The 18,222-nt window shown below is 67.3% G+C and carries 19 protein-coding genes and 2 pseudogenes; 12 read left to right on the top strand and 9 right to left on the bottom strand.

What is annotated here, in order from left to right; translation table 11 throughout:
* Positions 1-229 precede the first annotated feature (229 nt).
* On the bottom strand, positions 230-991 hold the full coding sequence (locus tag ACVBEQ_RS14980) for an SRPBCC family protein (RefSeq protein ID WP_447154109.1): 762 nt from the start codon (positions 989-991) through the stop codon (positions 230-232).
* A gap of 243 nt (positions 992-1,234) precedes the next feature.
* Between ACVBEQ_RS14980 and ACVBEQ_RS14975 the strand changes: the two genes are divergently transcribed.
* The 4 genes from ACVBEQ_RS14975 to ACVBEQ_RS14960 all read left to right on the top strand — a co-directional run bounded on the left by ACVBEQ_RS14975 (position 1,235) and on the right by ACVBEQ_RS14960 (position 3,618).
* On the top strand, positions 1,235-1,522 hold the full coding sequence (locus tag ACVBEQ_RS14975; protein WP_447154108.1) for a hypothetical protein: 288 nt from the start codon (positions 1,235-1,237) through the stop codon (positions 1,520-1,522).
* Between the two features lie 20 nt (positions 1,523-1,542).
* Entirely contained in the window at positions 1,543-2,337 is a 795-nt protein-coding gene (locus ACVBEQ_RS14970; RefSeq protein WP_447154107.1) for a class I SAM-dependent methyltransferase, read from the top strand.
* Entirely contained in the window at positions 2,334-2,687 is a 354-nt protein-coding gene (locus tag ACVBEQ_RS14965) for a VOC family protein (RefSeq protein WP_447154106.1), read from the top strand. Before ACVBEQ_RS14970 ends, ACVBEQ_RS14965 begins: the two co-directional genes overlap by 4 nt.
* Before the next feature lie 115 nt (positions 2,688-2,802).
* On the top strand, positions 2,803-3,618 hold the full coding sequence (locus tag ACVBEQ_RS14960) for a DUF899 family protein (RefSeq protein ID WP_447154105.1): 816 nt from the start codon (positions 2,803-2,805) through the stop codon (positions 3,616-3,618).
* A 43-nt stretch (positions 3,619-3,661) separates the two neighbouring features.
* On the opposite strand, the gene ACVBEQ_RS14955 is transcribed toward ACVBEQ_RS14960, so the two are convergent.
* Complete coding sequence (locus ACVBEQ_RS14955) at positions 3,662-4,246, bottom strand: helix-turn-helix domain-containing protein (RefSeq protein WP_447154104.1); 585 nt, start codon at positions 4,244-4,246, stop codon at positions 3,662-3,664.
* Positions 4,247-4,469: 223 nt separating this feature from the next.
* Here ACVBEQ_RS14955 and ACVBEQ_RS14950 point away from each other — a divergent pair, with 223 nt between their 5' ends.
* The 5 genes and pseudogenes from ACVBEQ_RS14950 to ACVBEQ_RS14930 all read left to right on the top strand — a co-directional run bounded on the left by ACVBEQ_RS14950 (position 4,470) and on the right by ACVBEQ_RS14930 (position 9,373).
* On the top strand, positions 4,470-5,888 hold the full coding sequence (locus ACVBEQ_RS14950; protein WP_447154103.1) for a purine-cytosine permease family protein: 1,419 nt from the start codon (positions 4,470-4,472) through the stop codon (positions 5,886-5,888).
* A gap of 3 nt (positions 5,889-5,891) precedes the next feature.
* Entirely contained in the window at positions 5,892-6,578 is a 687-nt protein-coding gene (locus tag ACVBEQ_RS14945) for a cyclase family protein (protein WP_447154102.1), read from the top strand.
* A gap of 12 nt (positions 6,579-6,590) precedes the next feature.
* Positions 6,591-7,580: an agmatinase gene (gene speB / locus ACVBEQ_RS14940; protein WP_447154101.1), complete on the top strand. Its 990-nt coding sequence runs from the start codon at positions 6,591-6,593 to the stop codon at positions 7,578-7,580.
* Positions 7,581-7,615: 35 nt separating this feature from the next.
* Positions 7,616-8,950 (top strand): annotated as a pseudogene (locus ACVBEQ_RS14935) (NAD-dependent succinate-semialdehyde dehydrogenase); the annotation flags it as partial.
* A 54-nt stretch (positions 8,951-9,004) separates the two neighbouring features.
* Positions 9,005-9,373 (top strand): nuclear transport factor 2 family protein, encoded by a 369-nt coding sequence (locus tag ACVBEQ_RS14930; protein ID WP_447154239.1) that lies wholly within the window; start codon positions 9,005-9,007, stop codon positions 9,371-9,373.
* Between the two features lie 75 nt (positions 9,374-9,448).
* Here the strand turns inward: ACVBEQ_RS14930 and ACVBEQ_RS14925 are convergent, their stop codons facing one another.
* The gene (locus ACVBEQ_RS14925; protein ID WP_447154100.1) at positions 9,449-11,713 is read right to left on the bottom strand and encodes an LLM class flavin-dependent oxidoreductase; all 2,265 of its coding nucleotides are present in this window, start codon (positions 11,711-11,713) and stop codon (positions 9,449-9,451) included.
* Between the two features lie 92 nt (positions 11,714-11,805).
* Between ACVBEQ_RS14925 and ACVBEQ_RS14920 the strand changes: the two genes are divergently transcribed.
* Complete coding sequence (locus tag ACVBEQ_RS14920; protein WP_447154099.1) at positions 11,806-12,291, top strand: MarR family winged helix-turn-helix transcriptional regulator; 486 nt, start codon at positions 11,806-11,808, stop codon at positions 12,289-12,291.
* Between the two features lie 37 nt (positions 12,292-12,328).
* On the opposite strand, the gene ACVBEQ_RS14915 is transcribed toward ACVBEQ_RS14920, so the two are convergent.
* Positions 12,329-12,916, bottom strand: a complete 588-nt coding sequence (locus ACVBEQ_RS14915; RefSeq protein ID WP_447154098.1) for a DinB family protein — start codon at positions 12,914-12,916, stop codon at positions 12,329-12,331.
* 54 nt (positions 12,917-12,970) lie between these two features.
* Complete coding sequence (locus ACVBEQ_RS14910) at positions 12,971-13,618, bottom strand: response regulator (protein ID WP_447154097.1); 648 nt, start codon at positions 13,616-13,618, stop codon at positions 12,971-12,973.
* Between the two features lie 40 nt (positions 13,619-13,658).
* Here ACVBEQ_RS14910 and ACVBEQ_RS14905 point away from each other — a divergent pair, with 40 nt between their 5' ends.
* On the top strand, positions 13,659-14,903 hold the full coding sequence (locus ACVBEQ_RS14905) for a sensor histidine kinase (RefSeq protein WP_447154096.1): 1,245 nt from the start codon (positions 13,659-13,661) through the stop codon (positions 14,901-14,903).
* A 45-nt stretch (positions 14,904-14,948) separates the two neighbouring features.
* Here ACVBEQ_RS14905 and ACVBEQ_RS14900 read toward each other — a convergent pair whose 3' ends face one another.
* A complete protein-coding gene (locus tag ACVBEQ_RS14900) occupies positions 14,949-15,545 on the bottom strand; it encodes a TIGR03086 family metal-binding protein (protein WP_447154095.1) in 597 nt (198 codons plus the stop codon).
* A 220-nt stretch (positions 15,546-15,765) separates the two neighbouring features.
* Here ACVBEQ_RS14900 and ACVBEQ_RS14895 point away from each other — a divergent pair, with 220 nt between their 5' ends.
* Entirely contained in the window at positions 15,766-16,152 is a 387-nt protein-coding gene (locus ACVBEQ_RS14895; RefSeq protein WP_447154094.1) for a response regulator, read from the top strand.
* A gap of 30 nt (positions 16,153-16,182) precedes the next feature.
* On the opposite strand, the gene ACVBEQ_RS14890 is transcribed toward ACVBEQ_RS14895, so the two are convergent.
* From ACVBEQ_RS14890 to ACVBEQ_RS14880, 3 genes and pseudogenes are all read right to left on the bottom strand, one after another.
* Entirely contained in the window at positions 16,183-17,382 is a 1,200-nt protein-coding gene (locus tag ACVBEQ_RS14890) for an acetyl-CoA C-acyltransferase (RefSeq protein ID WP_447154093.1), read from the bottom strand.
* A gap of 25 nt (positions 17,383-17,407) precedes the next feature.
* A complete protein-coding gene (locus ACVBEQ_RS14885) occupies positions 17,408-17,938 on the bottom strand; it encodes a class I SAM-dependent methyltransferase (protein ID WP_447154092.1) in 531 nt (176 codons plus the stop codon).
* A gap of 85 nt (positions 17,939-18,023) precedes the next feature.
* Positions 18,024-18,222, bottom strand: a pseudogene (locus tag ACVBEQ_RS14880) (CoA transferase); the annotation flags it as partial.

Raw genomic sequence — 18,222 nt, 5'->3', positions numbered from 1 at the left:
CCCTGGTGGCACCCCGCCGGCGTGGCGGTTCTCCCGGACGTTCCGGCTATGAAACCGCCGGCGTGGCGGTGACCGGAACGTCACGAGCGTCAGGAAGGGTTCTCCCGCGGAACGCAAGTGAAGACCGGGGTCGACGCGGGGTCTTCCTCGACTTCATCCCTGTGCTTCTTGCGTTCACCTGTTGTGAGTTGGCAGACCGGATCGCATGACGCGAGATCCGGAACCGAAATCAGGACCGACGGGAACGCGTGTCGGCGTCAGTCCGGTACGGATCGTCGGCAGAGGACTCGACAGTGTGCGGTACGACCGGCCCGGGGATGTCCGACGTGGTCTGGGACGGAGCGTAGGTCGGCACGTCGCGCGGGACCTCGGTGGTCCGGTCCGGCTGGTCCTTCTTGTTGCGGATTGCCGCACCGACCCCTGCGGCGGTGGCCACACCAACCGCTGCGGCGACCGCTTTACCTGAAACGCCCGCTTTGCCCTTGTCGCCACGCGAGTTCTCGGCCTGCTCGATGCCGGGTGTCCTGGGAGCGCTGCCCGGGTTGACCGCGCTGCGCCAGGCCCCGCTTGCGTAGCGCTCCGACTCGATGAAGGCCTTGAACCGGTTCAGGTCCGCCTTCGCCTGGTTCTCGACGATGTTCAGCTTGTCGCCGATCTTCTCGACGAGACCTTCGGGCTCGTACTCCAGGACGAGCCGCACGGAGGTCTGCCCGCCACCGACGTCCTCGAAGCGGACTTCGCCGGCGTTGGTGGCCCCCGATGTCGCAGCCCAGGCGATCTGCTCGTCCGGGACCTGCCGGAGGATCCTGGCCTCCCACTGGCGTTTCACTCCGGCGATTTCGGCCACCCATTCCAGGCGGTCGTCACTGAGCTGGGTGACAGAGGTGACCCCGCCCATGAACTGGGGGAAGTCCTCGAATTGTGTCCATTGGTTGTACGCCACGCTGACCGGGACGTTGACCAGGATGGACTCTTCGACCGTGGTGCTCATCGCGCCTTCTTTCATCGTTGAACGAAGGATCGGGTCAGCGTGCCCAGAGCCGTTGCGGCACTGGGGGTTGCTGGCCTCTCCATTGGCACGAACGCAGGTACCCGACGGTTCCCGAAGTCAATCAGGGAATCGGCCGGACGCGGGTCCGCGTCATGCGAACGGCTCTCGTCACTGTTGAACAGGTAGCGGGCGGCATCGTGCCGCAGAATCACCACACCGACAGTTTCCGGAAGGGTCTGAGCCATGGAGTTTCTCGCTGACGAACCTGTGCGGTCGGGCCAGCAGTACCCCGTCACGGATATCGACGGGCGGCCGCCACGGACGCTGCACAATTTCACCGGCGACGTCTGCCTGACGCTGATCCGCGACGAAACGGCCGTGCACATGCTGGGAGCCGGTTGCGCGGTCGCCGGGTCGGCGGTCCGGTTCCACCAGAAGGACCCCGGACCGGACGGAAAGGACGTGCGCGTCTGGACCATCACGGAAGGCGCTGACGGGACGTTTCTGGCGTCGCCCTTTGCTGCGTTCTGAAGCAGTGGCACGCTCAACCGGTGTCGCGCGAACCCGGGCCGAGCCCCACTGACTACGACGCCGAACTGCGGCGGCACAACGAGGTCTTGCGCCAGGTGGCGGGCGTCCGGATCGATGATGCCGTCATCGACATCGGTTGCGGCACCGGGCACACCACCAGGCAAGCGGCGCGTGCAGCGCGGTCCGGCAGTGCGCTCGGGGTCGACGTCTCCGAGTCGGCAATTCAGCGGGCACGTCACCTCGCCCTGGCGCAAGGCATCGGCAACGTCTCCTTCGACCACGCAGACGCGCAGGTGTACCAGTTTCCGCAGCAGCGTTTCGACCTGGCGATCAGCAGGTTCGGCACGATGTTCTTCGACGACCCGCCCGCCGCATTCGCCAACATCGGCGGTGCGCTGCGACCGGACGGACGCCTGGCGATGATGGTGTGGCAGGCGCGCGAACGCAACGAGTGGGCCGTCGCGATCCGGCAATCCGTCGAAGCGGCGAATCGGCCGGGCACCGCTGCGTCGGACGGGCCGGATGCGTTCTCCCTCGGCGATCCTGCGGTGGTGGAGGAGGTCCTGCGGGGTGCCGGATTCTCCGGCGTGAGCTTCAACGATGTTGACGAACCGGTGTATTACGGGCATGACGTGGCGGCTGCGTTGGACTGGGTTCGCGGCTTCTCATCGATCAGCACGATCCTGAGCCGGTTGGATCCGGCCGAGTCGGCGGGTGCCGAGGACCGTCTTCGCGAGGTGCTCGCCGCGCACCTGCACGACGACGGCGTGTGGTTGGGGTCCAGCGCGTGGATCGTCACCGCTCACCGCGCATGACCTCTCAGCTGGCCGCGGTGACCATTGATGCCAACGACACGGTGCGTGTGGGGCGTTTCTGGGCCGGCTTTCTGGGCTGGGACACCGCGGATGACCCGGCCCATGGCGTTGCCCTGCTGCCGTCCGACGACACCGGGTTCCGGGTCAGGTTCGTGTCGACCGAGGACCAGAAGACCCGGCAGAACTCGATGCACATGGACCTGACCAGCGCATCGCCGGAGGACCAGGAACACACGGTGGCGAAGGCGCTGTCGCTCGGGGCCAGGACATCGACATCGGCCAGCGTGCTGAGGAACGTCAGGGATGGCCGATCCGGATGGCAACGAGTTCTGCCTGATGACCTCCCGTGAGACGCGGCGTGGGTAGGGCAGTCCTCGGGGCGATGAATTCTGCAGGGATCTGCCGTCTGATTTCTAGTGCGGTGCAGCCCTGCACGAACACGCGAGACCCCACAGGGAGGCTTCCATGACCGCCATGCCGGACGACCCCGCGACAACGTCATCCGCACTGCCGCCGGTGGTCGACCTGGAGACCTGGCAGGCCGCCCGGGATGAACTCCTGGTGCGCGAGAAGGCCCACACCCGCGCAGGTGACGCGCTGGCGGCTGCCCGCCGTCGACTGCCGATGGTGGAGTTCGACGGGACGGTCAAGGTCGTGGGTCCCGACGGCCCGGTTCGCTTCCTCGACCTGTTCCAGGGCCGTGATGAGCTCGTTGTCTACAAGCACATGTGGTACGACGGCGCGCCGCACCAGGGTCAGTGCGAGGGCTGCACGACCACGGCCTGGCACATCAAGGATGCCGTGTACCTCAATGCCCGAGGCGTCTCGTTCGCGATCCTGACCACGGGCCGTTGGGACGAGGTCGCGTCCTTCGTCGACTTCATGGGCTACACCCAGCCCTGGTACTCGGTTCGAGACGTGGTGCCACCGGTCGGCGGCAGCATGGGCTCCGTCACCTGCTTCCTCCGGCAGGGCGACCGGGTCTTCTTCACCTATTCGACGACCGGCCGTGGCAACGAACCGGTCAACGGGACGTTCGCTCTGCTCGACATGACGCCCTTCGGTCGGGGGGAGGCATGGGAAGACAGGCCTGAGGGCCGGCCCGTGCTGGGTGATGTCCGCGAGGGGCATCCGGCCCTGGGTCGCCAGGCCTGCTGGTACTGGCGCTCGGACGCCGATGGGAATGCCAGCTGGGGGCCGACCAGTCGGCCCGTGCCGCAGTGGACGAGGCCGGGCGCAACCCCGGTGCAGACCCTCGGCAGGCACGGCGAGCACGGCTGACGAAAGCGCCCTCACCATTGCCCCGGAAGTAGCGGGCTGCTCACTATGTCGTTCCGTTCCAGGCTGCCGGGACGATCGTCCAGGTGACCTCGGCGCCGGTGTCCGGGTCCGCCCGCCAGCTGTGCAGCTCGCGTCCCGGAAAGGTCAGCGTGTCGCCCGCCTCGAGGTCGATCTCGCGATCCACGAAACGCACCGTGACGGCACCCGAGATCACATGAACCACCTCGACGTCGCTCGAGATGGTGTAGAGGTCGTCGCCGCCGGATGCGGATGGCAGCATGATCGACCGCAGGACCTGGACTCGGGGTTCGTTGCGCGGGGACACCAGTCGCTCGGTGGTTCCTGTGCCACCGAAGTTGATGCGGGGCGCATCAGCGGCCCGGATGCGCTGGATCTCCGGCTCGGCGAACAGAGCGCCCACCGGCAATGACAGAACCTGGCACACACTGACGAGAGTCGCGACGCTCGGCGATGTCTCGTCACGTTCGACGCGGCTAAGGAAACCTTTGGTCAGATTGCTCGCCTCGGCGACCTGCGCCAGAGTCATGCCCTGGGCCGTCCGTGCGCTCCGCAGGCGTGCGCCGATCCGGATCGGGCCGTCGCTGGGATCCGGAGCAACGGGTCTCATCCGAAAGCCTCCGACAATTGGCCGTTGACAGCGTCCTGCCCCGAACGTACGGTCTCGCCATAGGTTTACACCAGAGGATCAGGAGTTGTCCAGTAGACAACTTATCGGTCGGGCGACGAAAGCGCCTTTATCGCTTCGACCGGACGTCATGCCACCCAGCCCACCCGGATCCGATGATCGCGATCAGTCGCTGATCGAGCCGGACTAAGTCCCAGGAGCCTTGATGTCCTTGTACCGACGCCTCGACCAACGGCTTCAGGCCCAGTCCGAGGGCGGGGGTGCTGTCCGCGGCACGCTGACGTTGCCCCGTATCGGGATGATCTGGCTGGCCGCCAATCTCGTCGTGACGACGCTGCTGACGGGCACCCTTTTCGTACCCGGACTCGATTACGCCACCGCGCTGACCATGATCGTGCTCGGCACGCTGGGTGGCGCCGTGGTGCTGAGCCTGGTCGGAAACATCGGCACCCGGACCGGACTGGCCACCATGGCACTGACCCGCGGCGCCTTCGGCACTCGCGGCAGCCTGCTGCCGGTGGCAGCCAACGTCATCGTGCTGATGGGCTGGAGCTGGGTGCAGGCCATGCTCGCCGGCATCACCGTCAACTATGTCGTGGAGGACCTCACCGGCTTCTCCAGCCCGGTCCTGTTCTCCGTCCTGTGTCAGTTGATCGTGGTCGTTCTGGCGATCTTCGGTCACGACGGCATCGCGAAGGTGGAGCCCTGGCTCGCCGTCCTCATCCTGATCATCATCGGCTGGATCTTCGTCGTGGCCTTCGGCGCATACAGCCCGGACCAATTCCAGGCCATCCCGGTCGACGAGTCGCTCGAGCTCAGCCCCGTCATCGTGCTGGACATCGTTCTCGCGACGGCGATCTCGTGGACCGTGCTGTCCGCCGACTTCAACCGGTTCGCGCGCTCCAGTCGCGCGGGCATCCTCGGTTCGGGCATCGGGTACACGCTGTCCACCGTCATCGCGATGACGCTCGGCGCGACGGCGCTCGGCTACGTCATCCTCTCCGGTGGCGACGCCGTCGCGTTCGATCCCACCGTGCTGGTGGCCGTCTTCGGAGCGCCGCTCGCGATCGTGATCTTCCTGTCCGTCATGGCGACGAACACCATGGTCGTCTACGGAATGGTCACCTCGGTGGTGAACGCAAAGGTCGGCGGTCGAGCCCGCTTCCTGCCGACCGCCGTGGTTCTCGGGGTCATCTCCATCGCGGGTTCCACCTGGCTCGCGCTGCTCGACCAGTTCACGAGTTTCCTGTCGATCATCGGCGCCTTCTTCGTGCCGGTGTTCGCCATCATGATCGTCGACTATTACGTCGTGAAGCGCGCTGCGTACACCCGGGACCTGCTCGCGGCACACGGCGGTCGCTACTGGTATTCCGGCGGCGTGAACTGGCCGGCCGTCAGCGTGTGGGTGCTCGGTGCCGGAGCGTCCTACCTGATGACGTTCGTGTGGCCGAGTCCCATCGGTGCCACCCTTCCGGTCTTCGCGGGTTCGGCGATCCTCTATCTGGCCATCATGATGGGGGAGCGCGGACGATATCCGGCGGCGCCCGGCGTGCACCTCGCGAACACCGACGGCCGGGTCGAAACGGGCGTCGCCCGTGACACTTTCACTGTTGACCAGGACTGAACCATGCGGGATCTGAGCCATTCGGTCCGAACGGGAATGACGGTCTACCCGGGCGACCCCGGGGTCGTGATCACTCCCTCGCTGACGCTGGAGCGGGACGGTGTCGCAGTTGCTGCGCTTCGGCTCGGCTCACATTCCGGCACCCACCTCGATGCGCCCGCACACACCGTGCCCGGCGGCCGGACAACGGGATCGATCGGTCTCGACGAGCTCGCCGGCGAAGCGCTTGTCGTGCACCTGCCACCCCGGTCGCCGCGGACCACGTACGGGCTCGCCGCCCTGGACGCCGCCCTCTCGGAGGGACTGCCCGATCGGGTTCCGGCGATCGTCGTTGTCCACACCGGATGGGCGCGGCATTTCGACACCGCCGCCGCCGTCGAGCACCCCGCGCTCGAAGCTGCGGCCGCAGAGGACCTGATCCGCCGCGGTATGCATGTGCTCGCGGTCGACACCCTGAGTCCGGATCCCACGGTGACGGGTCAGGTCGACTTTCCCGTGCACACAATCGTTCTCGGACGTGATCGGCTCATCGTCGAGAACCTGACCAACCTTGATGGGCTCCCCGAGAGGGTGCACATCGGAATCTTTCCGCTGGCCATCGATGCCGACGGCTCGCCCGTTCGCGCCGTTGCCATCCCGCCGTTCGGCGGTCCCGGCGAATTCGTGTCGCCCGCCGTCGGCACGCAATGACACCGTGAACCCATGGGAGATCGCATGAACCCCGAATTGCTCGGTCCGCCCAGCGCGGTGCAGACACCTCGTTTCGCCGGTCCGGAAACGTTCGCCCGATTGCCCCGTCTCGATCAGGTCGATCATGCGGGCGTGGCCATCCTCGGCGTGCCCTTCGACTCGGGAGTGTCCTATCGCCCCGGAGCCCGGTTCGGACCTGGTGGCATCCGGGCCGGATCGAAGCTGCTCAGGCCGTACCACCCGGCGCTGGATGTGTATCCGTGGGGAGTGCACCAGGTTGCGGACGCAGGAGACGTCTCGGTCAATCCGTTCGATCTGATCGCGGCCGTCGGGCAGGTCGAAGCGGCGGCCCGGTCACTGCTGGACAGCACCGAGTCCATCGTCACCATCGGTGGCGACCACACCATCGCATTGCCCCTGCTGCGTGCGGTGGCCGCGAAGCACGGTCCGGTGTCGCTCATCCACTTCGATGCCCACCTGGACACCTGGGACACCTACTTCGGTGCGCCCTACACCCACGGCACCCCGTTCCGCCGGGCCGTCGAGGAGGGTGTCCTCGAGCTTGATACGTCGGCGCATGTCGGGATCCGCGGACCGCTGTACGCCAAGAGCGATCTCGTCGACGACAAGGTTCTCGGTTTCGCGATCGTCGAGACGGCGGAGATTGCGCGCCGCGGGGTCGACGAAGCCATCGACCGGGTGCGGTCGCGGGTGGGGAGCCGGCCGGTCTATGTCTCGATCGACATCGACGTGCTCGACCCCGCCTACGCACCCGGAACGGGCACACCGGAACCGGGCGGGCTCACCAGCCGCGAGCTGCAGATGATCCTGCGGGGTCTGTCCGGGCTCGATCTCGTCGGGGCCGATGTCGTCGAGGTGTCGCCACCCTACGACCATGCCGAGCTGACGACGATCGCGGCGGCCAATGTCGTGTACGACTTGTTGGCGCTGCTGGCGGTCAAGCAGGATCAGCAAGCCGGTTCCGCCGTCGTCGCGGAATGACCGGTCCCATCCATCGTCCGAACTCGGAGCAGACAATGAGCGAGTACGCCGTCATCGACCCGGCATCGGGTGAAACCGTCCGCCAGTACCCCACTGCCACCGACCAGCAGCTGGAAGCGGCCGTGGCGGCAGCAACGGCCGCCGCCCGCGGATGGGCCAGGACCACCACGGTTGCGGAGCGCGCGGCGCTGGTCCGCCGGGTCGGCACCCTGCACACCGAACGGCGGGACGACCCGGCAGAGATCATCGTCCGGGAGATGGGGAAGCCCACGGACGAGGCACTGGCCGAGGTGGACTTCGCGGCAGCCATTTACGGTTACTACGCCGATCATGCCGAGGAATTCCTCGCCGACGAGCCGGTTGACCTGCTCGAGGGTGACGGGACCGCGATGATCCGTCGCGCGCCGTTCGGCGTTCTGCTGGGCATCATGCCGTGGAATTTTCCGTACTATCAGGTCGCCCGTTTTGCCGGCCCGAATCTCGCCGTCGGCAATACCATTGTGCTCAAACACGCCCCGCAGTGCCCCGAATCGGCCGCCGCGATGCAACAGATCTTCCTCGACGCCGGGTTTCCGGACGGCGCCTACGTCAACGTCTACGCGACCAACGAACAGGTCGCGACGGTCATCGCGGATCCACGCATCGCCGGCGTCTCACTGACCGGGTCCGAACGCGCCGGGTCCGCCGTCGCCGAGATCGCCGGCCGCAACCTGAAGAAGGTCGTTCTCGAACTCGGCGGATCCGACCCGTTCCTGCTGTTCTCGACGACCGATCTGGACGCCACCGTCGAGGCAGCGGTGGCGGCGCGGTTCGACAACACGGGTCAGAGTTGCAACGCTGCAAAGAGGTTCATCGTCGGAGAGGACTTGTACGACGCGTTTGTCGAGCGATTCAGCGCCGCCCTGCTGGAACGGGCGGACGGTATTGCGCCGCTGTCGTCCGTCGCGGCCGCGGAACGCCTCGAGGCGCAGGTCGACAAGGCGGTCGCCCAAGGTGCAACGCTGATCGGCGGCGGCCGGCGGGCCGGTGCCCATTACCCGCCCGCCGTGCTGACCGGCGTCGGACACGACGACGATGCCTACCGCGAGGAATTCTTCGGACCCGTCGCGATGGTCTTTCCGGCGAAGTCAGAAGAAGCCGCAGTCGCGATCGCGAATGACACACCGTATGGACTCGGGTCCTACGTTTTCACCACCGATCCGGAGCAGGCCGCCCGGGTTGCCGACGCCATCGACGCCGGGATGGTGTTCGTCAACGGAGTCCTGCTCGATGGCGTGGAGCTGCCCTTCGGCGGCATCAAGCGCTCGGGATTCGGCCGCGAGATGGGTCGGTTCGGCATGGACGAGTTCGTCAACAAGAAACTCATCCGCAGCGTCACGCCGCTGCCCGCGCGCACGGCGACCGACCGGCTGACCGAGGCCGACGTGCTGGCCGCCGCCGACAGGCTGATCGCGGCGTTCGCGGCCACCGACACCACCGGGTATTTCGAAAGCTTCGCCCCTGACGCATCATTCGTGTTCTATCCAGAAGCGGTGCGATTCAACGACAGAAGCGCGTACGAACGGGTCTGGAAAACCTGGCTCGCCGACGGCTGGCGGGTCGTCTCCTGTGACAGCACCGAGCGGCTGGTCCAGATCTTCGACAGGACAGCCGTCTTCACCCACCGGGTGCGCACCGTCACCGCGGTTGGAGACGACGAATCGGTCACCGACGAGCGCGAGACCATCGTTTTCGTGTCCGACGGCCGACAATTGCGGGCGGTTCACGAGCACCTGTCACCAGTTCCACAGTGACGGGCACGGTCAGCACGGCTCGATCGACATGTCGCTTTTCTCCATCGCCCGTCGCGTCGAGATCCATGACGAGGCTCAGGCGACGGTCAACGCGGCCGGTGCGACGTTGAAGTTGTCCCGGAACACATTGTCGGGGTCGTACCGGCGCTTCAGTTGCCGCAGTCGCTGCATCGTCGACCCCGGGTAGGCATCGTCGAGCCGTTCCGGCCTGAGGTCGGTTTCGAAATTGACGTACAACCCGCTGAAATGGCCCTGCAGCTCGTCCCACCCCTGGTTCACCCGGTCCCGATCGGTGCCGAACGCGGTCACCGAGAAGTTGGCGGTCCGGTTCGCGTAGGCGGTTGCGTCCGGGTGGACGTCGGCGACAGCACCGCCCACCGAACGGATTTGGAAGAAGTACACCGCACCGCCGGCGATCAGCCGAGCCGCGGCAGCGGCGAATTCCGGGGTGATGTGCTCGATCAGGCCGGACCGCGCGACGGGGTCACCCTGACCGTTGTGAGGGCCAGGCGGCACGTGCATCATCCGCGCGTACGGCAGGATCTGGGCGGCCTGATCGAGCAGCGGCGCGATCTCCACCAGGGGTTGCAGCCGGTCGACGACGACCTCCGGATCGTCGGAGTCGACGACGGTGGACACCTGCGCGATCTGCGGCTGCCCGGGTCGTCTCCGGCCCATCAGCATGAAGCTGGTGACGTCCCGGGGCGCCGCCTCGACCGCGGCTCCCCACCGTCCCAGGAAGCCCGCGGTATCGGTGGCATCGAAAACGAACTGGCTGTAGCCGACGTCGCCGACCTCGTCGACCTCGAACTCGAACGTCGTCACGATGCCGAGATTGAATCCCGCCCCGCGGATGCCCCAGAACAGGTCCTGGTTCTCGTCCTCGCCGGCGTGCACGATCGACCCGTCGGCGAGAACGACGTCGACGGCGCGGAGATGGTCGATTGTGAGTCCGTGTTCGCGGACGAGCCAGCCGATGCCGCCGGCGGTGGCGAGACCGCCGACCCCCACCCCGCCGTAGTCACCCGAGCTGAGCGCCCACCCGTACGGCGCCAGCGCTGCGGCCACATCCGACCATCGGGCACCGGCACCGATGCGAACCCGGCGGGTCGACTCGTCCAGCACCTCGATCGAGTTGATCCCGGACAGGTCGATGACGATGCCGCCGTCATTCGTCGACCGCCCGCTGATGCCGTGACCGCCGCTGCGGATCGCCAGCGGCACGGGTTGCCGACGGGCGAAGGCCAACGCCTCGACCACCTCCGCGGCGCTGTGGGCCTGGATCACGAGGCCGGGTGACCCGCCCCGGATGTAGGTCGACCGAACGCCGGCGTACGCGGCGTCACCCGGCTCGATGGCAATGAGATGTTGTGATAGACCGTCATAGTCGATGTCGTCGCGCCGTCGCCCGCGGATCGCGGAACTCCGGACCGACCCGCCCACCGTGCCGGCCGACGCGCGCTCCGCGGCCAGCGCCTCGCGCAGCGCCGGCGCCACCTCATCGGCGAACTGCCGAAGGACCTCAGGGTCGTCGGTGCCCAGGATGAACGTTCCGACACCGTCCTCGACCGCCAGGGCGAGCAGTTCCTCGACCCACTGCTCGGCAGGTCCGTCGAGGAACCCACCACGGGTCGGGGAGAACCGTCCGCCGATGTTCAGCAGTCGGCGGATCTCGCGCGGATCCCGTCCGGAGCCCGCAGCCGCATCGTCGATCATCGCCATCCCGGCCGCGAGTTGTCCGGGTTCGAGGTAGGCCAGCGACGGCAACCAACCGTCCGCCTTCTCACCGATCAGCCGGAGCATGCGCGGCTTGTAGGCGCCGAGCCAGATCGAAATGTCGTGGGCGGGAGCCGGCCCGCGCTTCGCTCCGGTGAGCCGGTAGTGCTCGCCGTCGAGACGGAGCGGTGTGCGTTCTCCTGCCGCCCAGATCCCGCGAATGACGTCGATCGCCTCGCTGAGCGCATCGACCGACTCACCGGGGCTGAGCCGCCGGCCGCCCATCGCAGAGATGGCGTCCCAGAACCCGCCGGCGCCCAGGGCCAGATCGAATCGCCCGCCGGACAGCAGGTCGAGACTTGCTGCCGCACGGGCCATGACGGCCGGTGGGCGCAGGGGGAGATTGAGCACGTTGGCCGACACGTGAATCCGGTCGGTCCGCGCGGCGACCCAGGACATCAGCGTCCACGTGTCGAGAAACCTCGGCTGATAGGGGTGGTCCTGGAACGTGACCAGGTCGAAACCGAGTTCCTCGCTCAGTCCGGCCAGGGCGACCGGCACGTCCGGCGCGCTGTTCGCAGGGGTGATGAACGTTCCGAGATCCAGCCGATGTCCGTAGTCCATCGCTTCTCCAGTCATCGCAAATAAGTGGTTGAGAAGATGATATGTCCTACAACTCATCTAGGTGTCAACGTAGTCCCGGTTAGACTGGTCTGATGACCGCGACTTCCGATCCCTCGTTCGGCTGGTCGATCGGCGTGCTGTTCCGGAGCTGGCAGGAAGGCGCGTCACGCGCTCTGGTGGGTGTGCCGCACGGGGCCCGCGGATTTCAGATCCTGGCTACCGTTGCTCATGACGAACCCCCGACCCAGGCCTCGCTGGCCGCGCATCTGGGTATCGACCGGACGGTGCTGACGTACGTGATCGACGATCTGGTGGACGCGGGCGTCATCGAGCGCACTGTCGACCCGGCCGATCGCCGGGTGCGGCGGCTGGCAGCGACCCCGGCGGGGCGCGATCTCCTCGCGCAACTCGAACAGCGCGTCGCGGACGCCGAGCGTGAATTGCTCGACGGACTCAGCGACAGAGAGCAGGAGCAATTACGGACCGCCCTGCACCGGGCGGCCAGCCGCATCCACCGGGCAGACCCCGGCCATGACACGTGCTCGGTGGTCGCGGATGTGCTGACGGGCCGCGCCTGACGCCTCGCGAGCGGCAGGCGCGCGGCGGACCGGCGGGCTAGCCGGCTGCGCGCGCGGCGGACTCGAGCCGCTCGCGGTAACCCACCCACCACGCCGCATCCAGACCGTCCGGCAGGTTGTCGCCGCCGGCCCGGAATCCGGCGGCCCCGTCCACCAACTCGCGCACGATGTCTGCGTGGCCGGCGTGGCGGTGAGTCTCGGTGGTGACGTGCACGAGGACCAGATGCAGGGTGACGGCACGCTTCCCGGGACTCCACCACGGCACCTCTCCGGGCGCGTCCAGGGACAGGCCCGCCACCGTGGCGTCGGTGACGGCCCAGGCCCGGCGGTACAGAGCCACGACGTCTTCGCGAGACTCCTCGGCGGTCGCCCACATGTCGGCGTTGGGCTCGAGGTCGTCGGCCATCCAGGGTTCGACCTCCGGCACCGGCCGGCCGAACGTGGGACCGAAATAGCCCATCTCGACAAAGGCCAGGTGCTTGATCAGGCCGAGCAGATTGGTACCGGTCGGCGTCATCGGTCTGCGTGCCTGGTACTCGGAAAGGCCGTCGAGCTTCCAGAGCAGGGCTTCGCGCGCCACCTGCAGATACCGCTGGAGATCGGCCTTGGGCCCGTCGTCATTCATGCAGCGCACCCTGCCACGTACCCCCGACAACACGGCGAGCGGCCGCGGCATCCTTCATTCCAGTAGGCCCCGCCGCATGGCCTCCGCCACCGCGGCTGCCCGATCGGAAACACCCAACTTCTCGTACAGACGTTGGGTATGGGTCTTCACCGTGCTGGGTGCAATGAACAGCTCCGCTGCCGTCTGTGGAATGCTCAGACCGCGGGAGAATGCCACCAACACCTGTTGTTCGCGTTCGCTGAGAACCGGACCGACATTCTGTGCGCGCAGACGGATCTCGCCCGCCAAACCGGCAGCGAGTTCCGCCGGTACCACGGTCTTCCCGGCCGCCACCGATAACACGGCGTCCACAATTTCGGACCGTCGTGCGTCCTTGCCGAGGTAACCGGCGGCCCCTTCTTCCAGGGCACGGAAAACCACGGCGCTGTCGGTGACCGCCGACAACAACAGGACGCGAGTGCGATGGTTGTCGCGGACGACGGCGTGCACGACCGCCAGGCCGTCGAGCACCGGCATCTGGTAGTCCACGACGGCAACGTCGGGTTGCTCGGCTGCGATGAGTTCCAGAGCGCCGCGCCCATCCGCTGCCTCGCCCACGACGGTGATCAGGCCGCTCGCGCGGAGCCCGCGGCTCAACCCGTCCCGGAAGAACGAATGGTCGTCGACGACGACGGCGGTCACCTGTGAACCCGGGGGGCGCATAACGGCGAACAGTACGCAGTGTCGGTGGCATTGTTCTGGCATGTCCATTGCCGCACCCATCGGCCAGGTACCGGCGCCTGTGCAACAGGTTGTCGTGGCGTCCGCGCAGCGGGGGATCACCCTTCAACTCGTCGTGCGCGCGGTCCTGGTGGCCTTCGTCATCGGCACGGTGATCCTGTTGCCGCCGGCGACCGGCGCGCAGTGGTGCGTCGTGATCGCGGCGGCGTACACCGTGATGGCCCTCCTGCTGACCGGATGGCTGGCGCGGCGCGGCCGCACTGCCCTGAGATGGGGCTGGATCGGCTTGTATGTCGACCTTCTCGCACTGTCGGCGCTGTGTTGGGTGGCCGGGCAGTCTGCCGAGCAGAGCTGGACGTCACTCGTCCTGCTCGGTGGATTCTTCCTGCTGCCGGTCCTGGCGGCCACCCAACTCGGCTGGATCGTCTGCGCGAGTGTCGCCGTCCCCACCGTCGTCTTCTACCTGCTCGAGGCCATCGCCACCCGGGACGCGAACAACGAACCCTGGGCGTCGATCGTACTGCGCGTCATCGTTCTGGCCGGCGTCGGCGCTGCGGCAGTTGGCCTTTCGCGAATCCAACGGTCCCGGGTGACCGCGATCGCCGGACTCGTCTCGGACCGGGCGACGTTGCTCACCGAGTTGACGTCCATCACCGCAACGGAGCGGAGCGCGCTTGCCGAAAGGCTCCATGACGGCGCGTTGCAGTTCATCTTGGCCGCGCGGATGGACCTGGATGACCTACGGCCCGCTGCCGCAGGAGCCCAGGCTGCGCTCGACCGGCTGGACGAGGCCCTCACCCAGTCCGCGCGGCTACTGCGCACCGCCGTCTCCGAGTTGCATCCGGCGGTCCTCGAACAGGCCGGACTTCCGGTCGCCCTGACGGCGCTGGCCGAGTCGGCGGCCGAGCGGGCCGGACTGGCCCTGACGGTCGACTTCAGCCGGTGGCCCGCCGATGCACGCACAGCGCAGGATGAGCTGCTCTTCGGTGCGGCTCGCGAGCTGGTGGCAAATGTGATCAAGCATGCGCACGCACAGAATCTGGCCATCAGTCTGTCGATGTCCGCGGGGCGGATCGAGATGACGATCCACGACGACGGCGTCGGGACAGACATCCCCGGCCTTGCTGATCGTGTCAGGGAGGGGCACATCGGCCTTCACTCATGCCGGGTGAAGATCGAGGCGGCGGGTGGCCGTTTCGATCTCACGGCACCCGCCGGCGGAGGAACCACGGTGACGATCACCATTCCGACGCCAGGTGCAGGCTGACCTGCCGGCCGGGCGAATCACCCGTGCCCGGGGCGATCGGGCCGGTCAGCTGTTGACGGTGGAACGGTTCCAGGACGGATCGCGCCCGGACATGCCGACCGCGCGATCGAGCAGTGGCGCAGTGGCCGGCACCGGTACCACCGGACCGAAGATCGGCGGGCGGGTTGCAGGGTCCGCCGACGCACTCAGCAGGTCGTAGGAGACTGCGGCGCATGCCTCGCCCGGGTCGAAGTGCTGGCCCGTGGCGCGGGCCAGATCCCAGCCGTGGATGACCAACTCGTTGAGTCCGACCTGTCCGGCCGCCTCACCGGGGAGGTCGACCCCGCCTACCTGGGTCTGCCCGTCCCAGGCGTCCGGTCGGTGCCAGGCGGATACCAGTTCGTCCAGCCGCACGGGTAGCTGTGTTCGCCAGTCCGGTGGGAGTTCGGGGTTCATCGACTCAGGGGCGGTGGCGGTCAGTGGCCCGAGATCCTTCTCGGCCGCTGCCCGGAACGCTGTGCTGAGCGACAGCAGGTGGAACAGCATCCCCTTCACCGTGTAGTCAGGGCACGGCGTGGGATCGGCGAGCTGTTCGTCACTGATCCCGGGCAAGAGGTCCTCGACCGCACGGGCGGCGGGGGTCAGATCGTGCGGAACAGTCATGACTCTCCTTGTCCATTCGTCGGCTGTGTCTTTTCGTCGATGTGTCTATTCGTCGCTGTGTCTGTGGACCGGGCCGCGGCACGAATCTCATCGGTGAGATGTCAGGCACGTGTGCCGGGATGCCCATCCGCCGCGTCATGCAACGCGCCCCGGCCACTCTTCAAACGGTAGACACACGACCGACATCGGAGGCGCTGATGGATGACCGGACTGGTCGTCGGTGATCCGCGTGCTGGTCGTCGACGACCATCACCTGGTTCGGGCCGCTGTGTCCGCGCTGTTGTCCGTCGCGGAGGGCGTGACCGTTGTGGGCGAGTGCTCGGACGGGGCGCAGGTGATGGCGACAGCGGCATCGGTCCAGCCGGATGTCGTTCTCATGGACCTGAGGATGCCGGTGATGAGCGGTCTGGAAGTGACCAGGCAGCTCACCGTGACCGCACCGGACATGAAGGTGCTGATCCTGACGGCTATGGCCGACGCCGCCACCATGCGGGCCCTCGAGAAGGCCGGGGCGCGCGGGTGTCTGGCGAAGAACTGCGACGCCGGCACTCTTGTCACCGGGGTACGCAAGGTGGCCCGTGGCGAAAGCGTCTGGTCCTGCCGCTGAACGGCGTTCATCGACCCGTCCGTACAGCGATCAGTCTTTGGCAGCGACCCGGAGGATGAGGGCTTCACCCTGGCCGCCTCCGCCGCACAGTGCGGCGGCGCCCACCCCGCCACCGCGTCGGGCCAACGCCAGGGCCAGGTGCAGGCTGATGCGGGTGCCGGACATACCCAGCGGGTGCCCGAGCGCGATCGCACCGCCGTCGACGTTCACCCGGGAAGGGTCGATGCCCAATCTTCGCGTGCTGGCAATACCGACCGCCGCAAAGGCCTCGTTGATCTCCACCAGATCGAGCTCACCTGGCTGGAGACCACCTGCTTTGCAGGCGCTCTCGATGGCGTTGGCGGGTTGGTGCTGCAGCGTCGAGTCCGGTCCTGCCACGGTCGCGTGAGCAATGATCTCTGCCAGCCAGGACAGGCCGAGCCGCTCAGCCGCTCGGCGACTGGCAACGACAACCGCCGCGGCGCCGTCGGACAGCGGGGACGACGATCCCGCGGTGACCGTCCCGTCGGGCCGGAAGGCAGGGCGCAGGGCGGCGAGCGCCTCGACACTGGCGTCGACCCGGACCGCTTCGTCCCTGCTGACGACGTCCTGGCCGCCGCGGCGATGTGGCACGACGACCTGGACCACCTCATCCGCGAACACACCTCGGTCCCACGCCTCCGCGGCCCGACGGTGGCTCTCCACCGCGAACGCGTCCTGATCGGTCCGGCTCACCCGGGATTCTCCGACATTGGCCCCCTCGGTCAGCGCGCCCATGGACTGGTCCGTGAAGTGATCCCACAAACCGTCCCGCTCCAAGGAGTCGTGCACCATGACGCCCCCGTAGGTGATCGCAGACGGCAGCAGATGTGGAGCCTGGCTCATCGACTCCATGCCGCCCGCCACGACGATGTCGTAGTCACCGGAACGGATCAGCTGATCGGCCAGCACGACGGAATTCATGCCGGAGAGACAGACGTTGTTCACTGTTGCCGCGGGCACCTCCATGGCCAGTCCTGCACCGGCAGCGGCGATCCGGGCCGGGTTCTGACCGGCTCCGGCGGTGACGACGTGTCCCATCACCACATAGCCGACCTCGGCTGCCGGAATGCCCGAGCGCTCGAGAGCGGCCCTGATGGCAATTGCTCCCAGTTCGGCGGCGGACAAAGAGGAAAGGCCACCGTGAAAGCGACCGATGGGTGTTCGCGCCCCGGCCACGATCACGGTGGCGTCGTCGGCGTTTCTTGACATGAGATCTCCCAGTAGTGCTTCGTGGCTATTGGATCGGTTGAGGTCGGACATATCCGTGGAAGATCAGGCGGGACGTCACGCGCACCCTCGTCTTTGCGAAGCCGGCTGTGGTCAACCGGGCGGGCAGCGAGTCGGGTTCGACCACGGTTCGGGTATCGCCGAGGTGGATCAGACGGAAGCGAAGGCCCTTGCCGAGATTATCCGATCCGCAGAGCACACCGCCCGGCCGGAGCACCCGGCGGGCCTCCGCGAAGAGCCTGTCCTGCGCCGCGTGATCGGGGAGGTGGTGGAGCATCGTCATACAGACGACCGTACTGAACTGTCCGTCGCGGAAAGGCAGCTCTGTCGCATCACCCAGCACCACATCGACATTTCCATCGCGCCTGGTGCGCTCGGCCGCGAGGCCGGCCAGTTCCGGGTCGATCTCGATCGCGGTCAGGCGTTGCGTCAGGGGAGCCAGCGCCTGCGTTGTCAACCCTGGCCCGGGACCCAGTTCCAGGACGTTGTCACCCAACTCGACGCCGTCGAGAGCGTCCGGAAGAAGCCGCTCGCGCATCAACGCGTTCCATTTCGCGCCCGCGCAATACCGCCGGTGGAATCGGTTCACCGCAACTCGATTCCCTGGGCAACGCTCGGGCACGTCATGTGGTGGCCCCGCCGAGCCAGGCCATCAACTCCGATGCATCGGCATCCAGCACGGGCGGTGCCCGATGCGCCAGCTTGGTGGTTTCCACCTCGCCGTGCTCCGTCTGATCGAAGAACCGCAGCGGGGATCCGGGAAGGGTTGTCGTGCCGAGAGTCTCGTGTTCGACGTCGATCAGAAGGTGCTGGGACCTGGTT

The sequence above is a fragment of the Nakamurella sp. GG22 genome (assembly GCF_052976845.2).
Note: the sequence above shows the minus strand (reverse complement) of the source record. Positions and strands in the feature narration are given on the sequence as shown.

What these genes read in the sequence shown, in the direction of transcription:
- ACVBEQ_RS14980 (WP_447154109.1), bottom strand. Translation starts at nt 991, where the DNA reads ATGAGCACCACGGTCGAAGAGTCCATCCTGGTCAACGTCCCGGTCAGC.
- ACVBEQ_RS14975 (WP_447154108.1), top strand. Translation starts at nt 1,235, where the DNA reads ATGGAGTTTCTCGCTGACGAACCTGTGCGGTCGGGCCAGCAGTACCCC.
- ACVBEQ_RS14965 (WP_447154106.1), top strand. Translation starts at nt 2,334, where the DNA reads ATGACCTCTCAGCTGGCCGCGGTGACCATTGATGCCAACGACACGGTG.
- ACVBEQ_RS14960 (WP_447154105.1), top strand. Translation starts at nt 2,803, where the DNA reads ATGACCGCCATGCCGGACGACCCCGCGACAACGTCATCCGCACTGCCG.
- ACVBEQ_RS14955 (WP_447154104.1), bottom strand. Translation starts at nt 4,246, where the DNA reads ATGAGACCCGTTGCTCCGGATCCCAGCGACGGCCCGATCCGGATCGGC.
- ACVBEQ_RS14950 (WP_447154103.1), top strand. Translation starts at nt 4,470, where the DNA reads ATGTCCTTGTACCGACGCCTCGACCAACGGCTTCAGGCCCAGTCCGAG.
- ACVBEQ_RS14945 (WP_447154102.1), top strand. Translation starts at nt 5,892, where the DNA reads ATGCGGGATCTGAGCCATTCGGTCCGAACGGGAATGACGGTCTACCCG.
- speB (WP_447154101.1), top strand. Translation starts at nt 6,591, where the DNA reads ATGGGAGATCGCATGAACCCCGAATTGCTCGGTCCGCCCAGCGCGGTG.
- ACVBEQ_RS14925 (WP_447154100.1), bottom strand. Translation starts at nt 11,713, where the DNA reads ATGGACTACGGACATCGGCTGGATCTCGGAACGTTCATCACCCCTGCG.
- ACVBEQ_RS14920 (WP_447154099.1), top strand. Translation starts at nt 11,806, where the DNA reads ATGACCGCGACTTCCGATCCCTCGTTCGGCTGGTCGATCGGCGTGCTG.
- ACVBEQ_RS14915 (WP_447154098.1), bottom strand. Translation starts at nt 12,916, where the DNA reads ATGAATGACGACGGGCCCAAGGCCGATCTCCAGCGGTATCTGCAGGTG.
- ACVBEQ_RS14910 (WP_447154097.1), bottom strand. Translation starts at nt 13,618, where the DNA reads ATGCGCCCCCCGGGTTCACAGGTGACCGCCGTCGTCGTCGACGACCAT.
- ACVBEQ_RS14905 (WP_447154096.1), top strand. Translation starts at nt 13,659, where the DNA reads ATGTCCATTGCCGCACCCATCGGCCAGGTACCGGCGCCTGTGCAACAG.
- ACVBEQ_RS14900 (WP_447154095.1), bottom strand. Translation starts at nt 15,545, where the DNA reads ATGACTGTTCCGCACGATCTGACCCCCGCCGCCCGTGCGGTCGAGGAC.
- ACVBEQ_RS14890 (WP_447154093.1), bottom strand. Translation starts at nt 17,382, where the DNA reads ATGTCAAGAAACGCCGACGACGCCACCGTGATCGTGGCCGGGGCGCGA.
- ACVBEQ_RS14885 (WP_447154092.1), bottom strand. Translation starts at nt 17,938, where the DNA reads ATGCGCGAGCGGCTTCTTCCGGACGCTCTCGACGGCGTCGAGTTGGGT.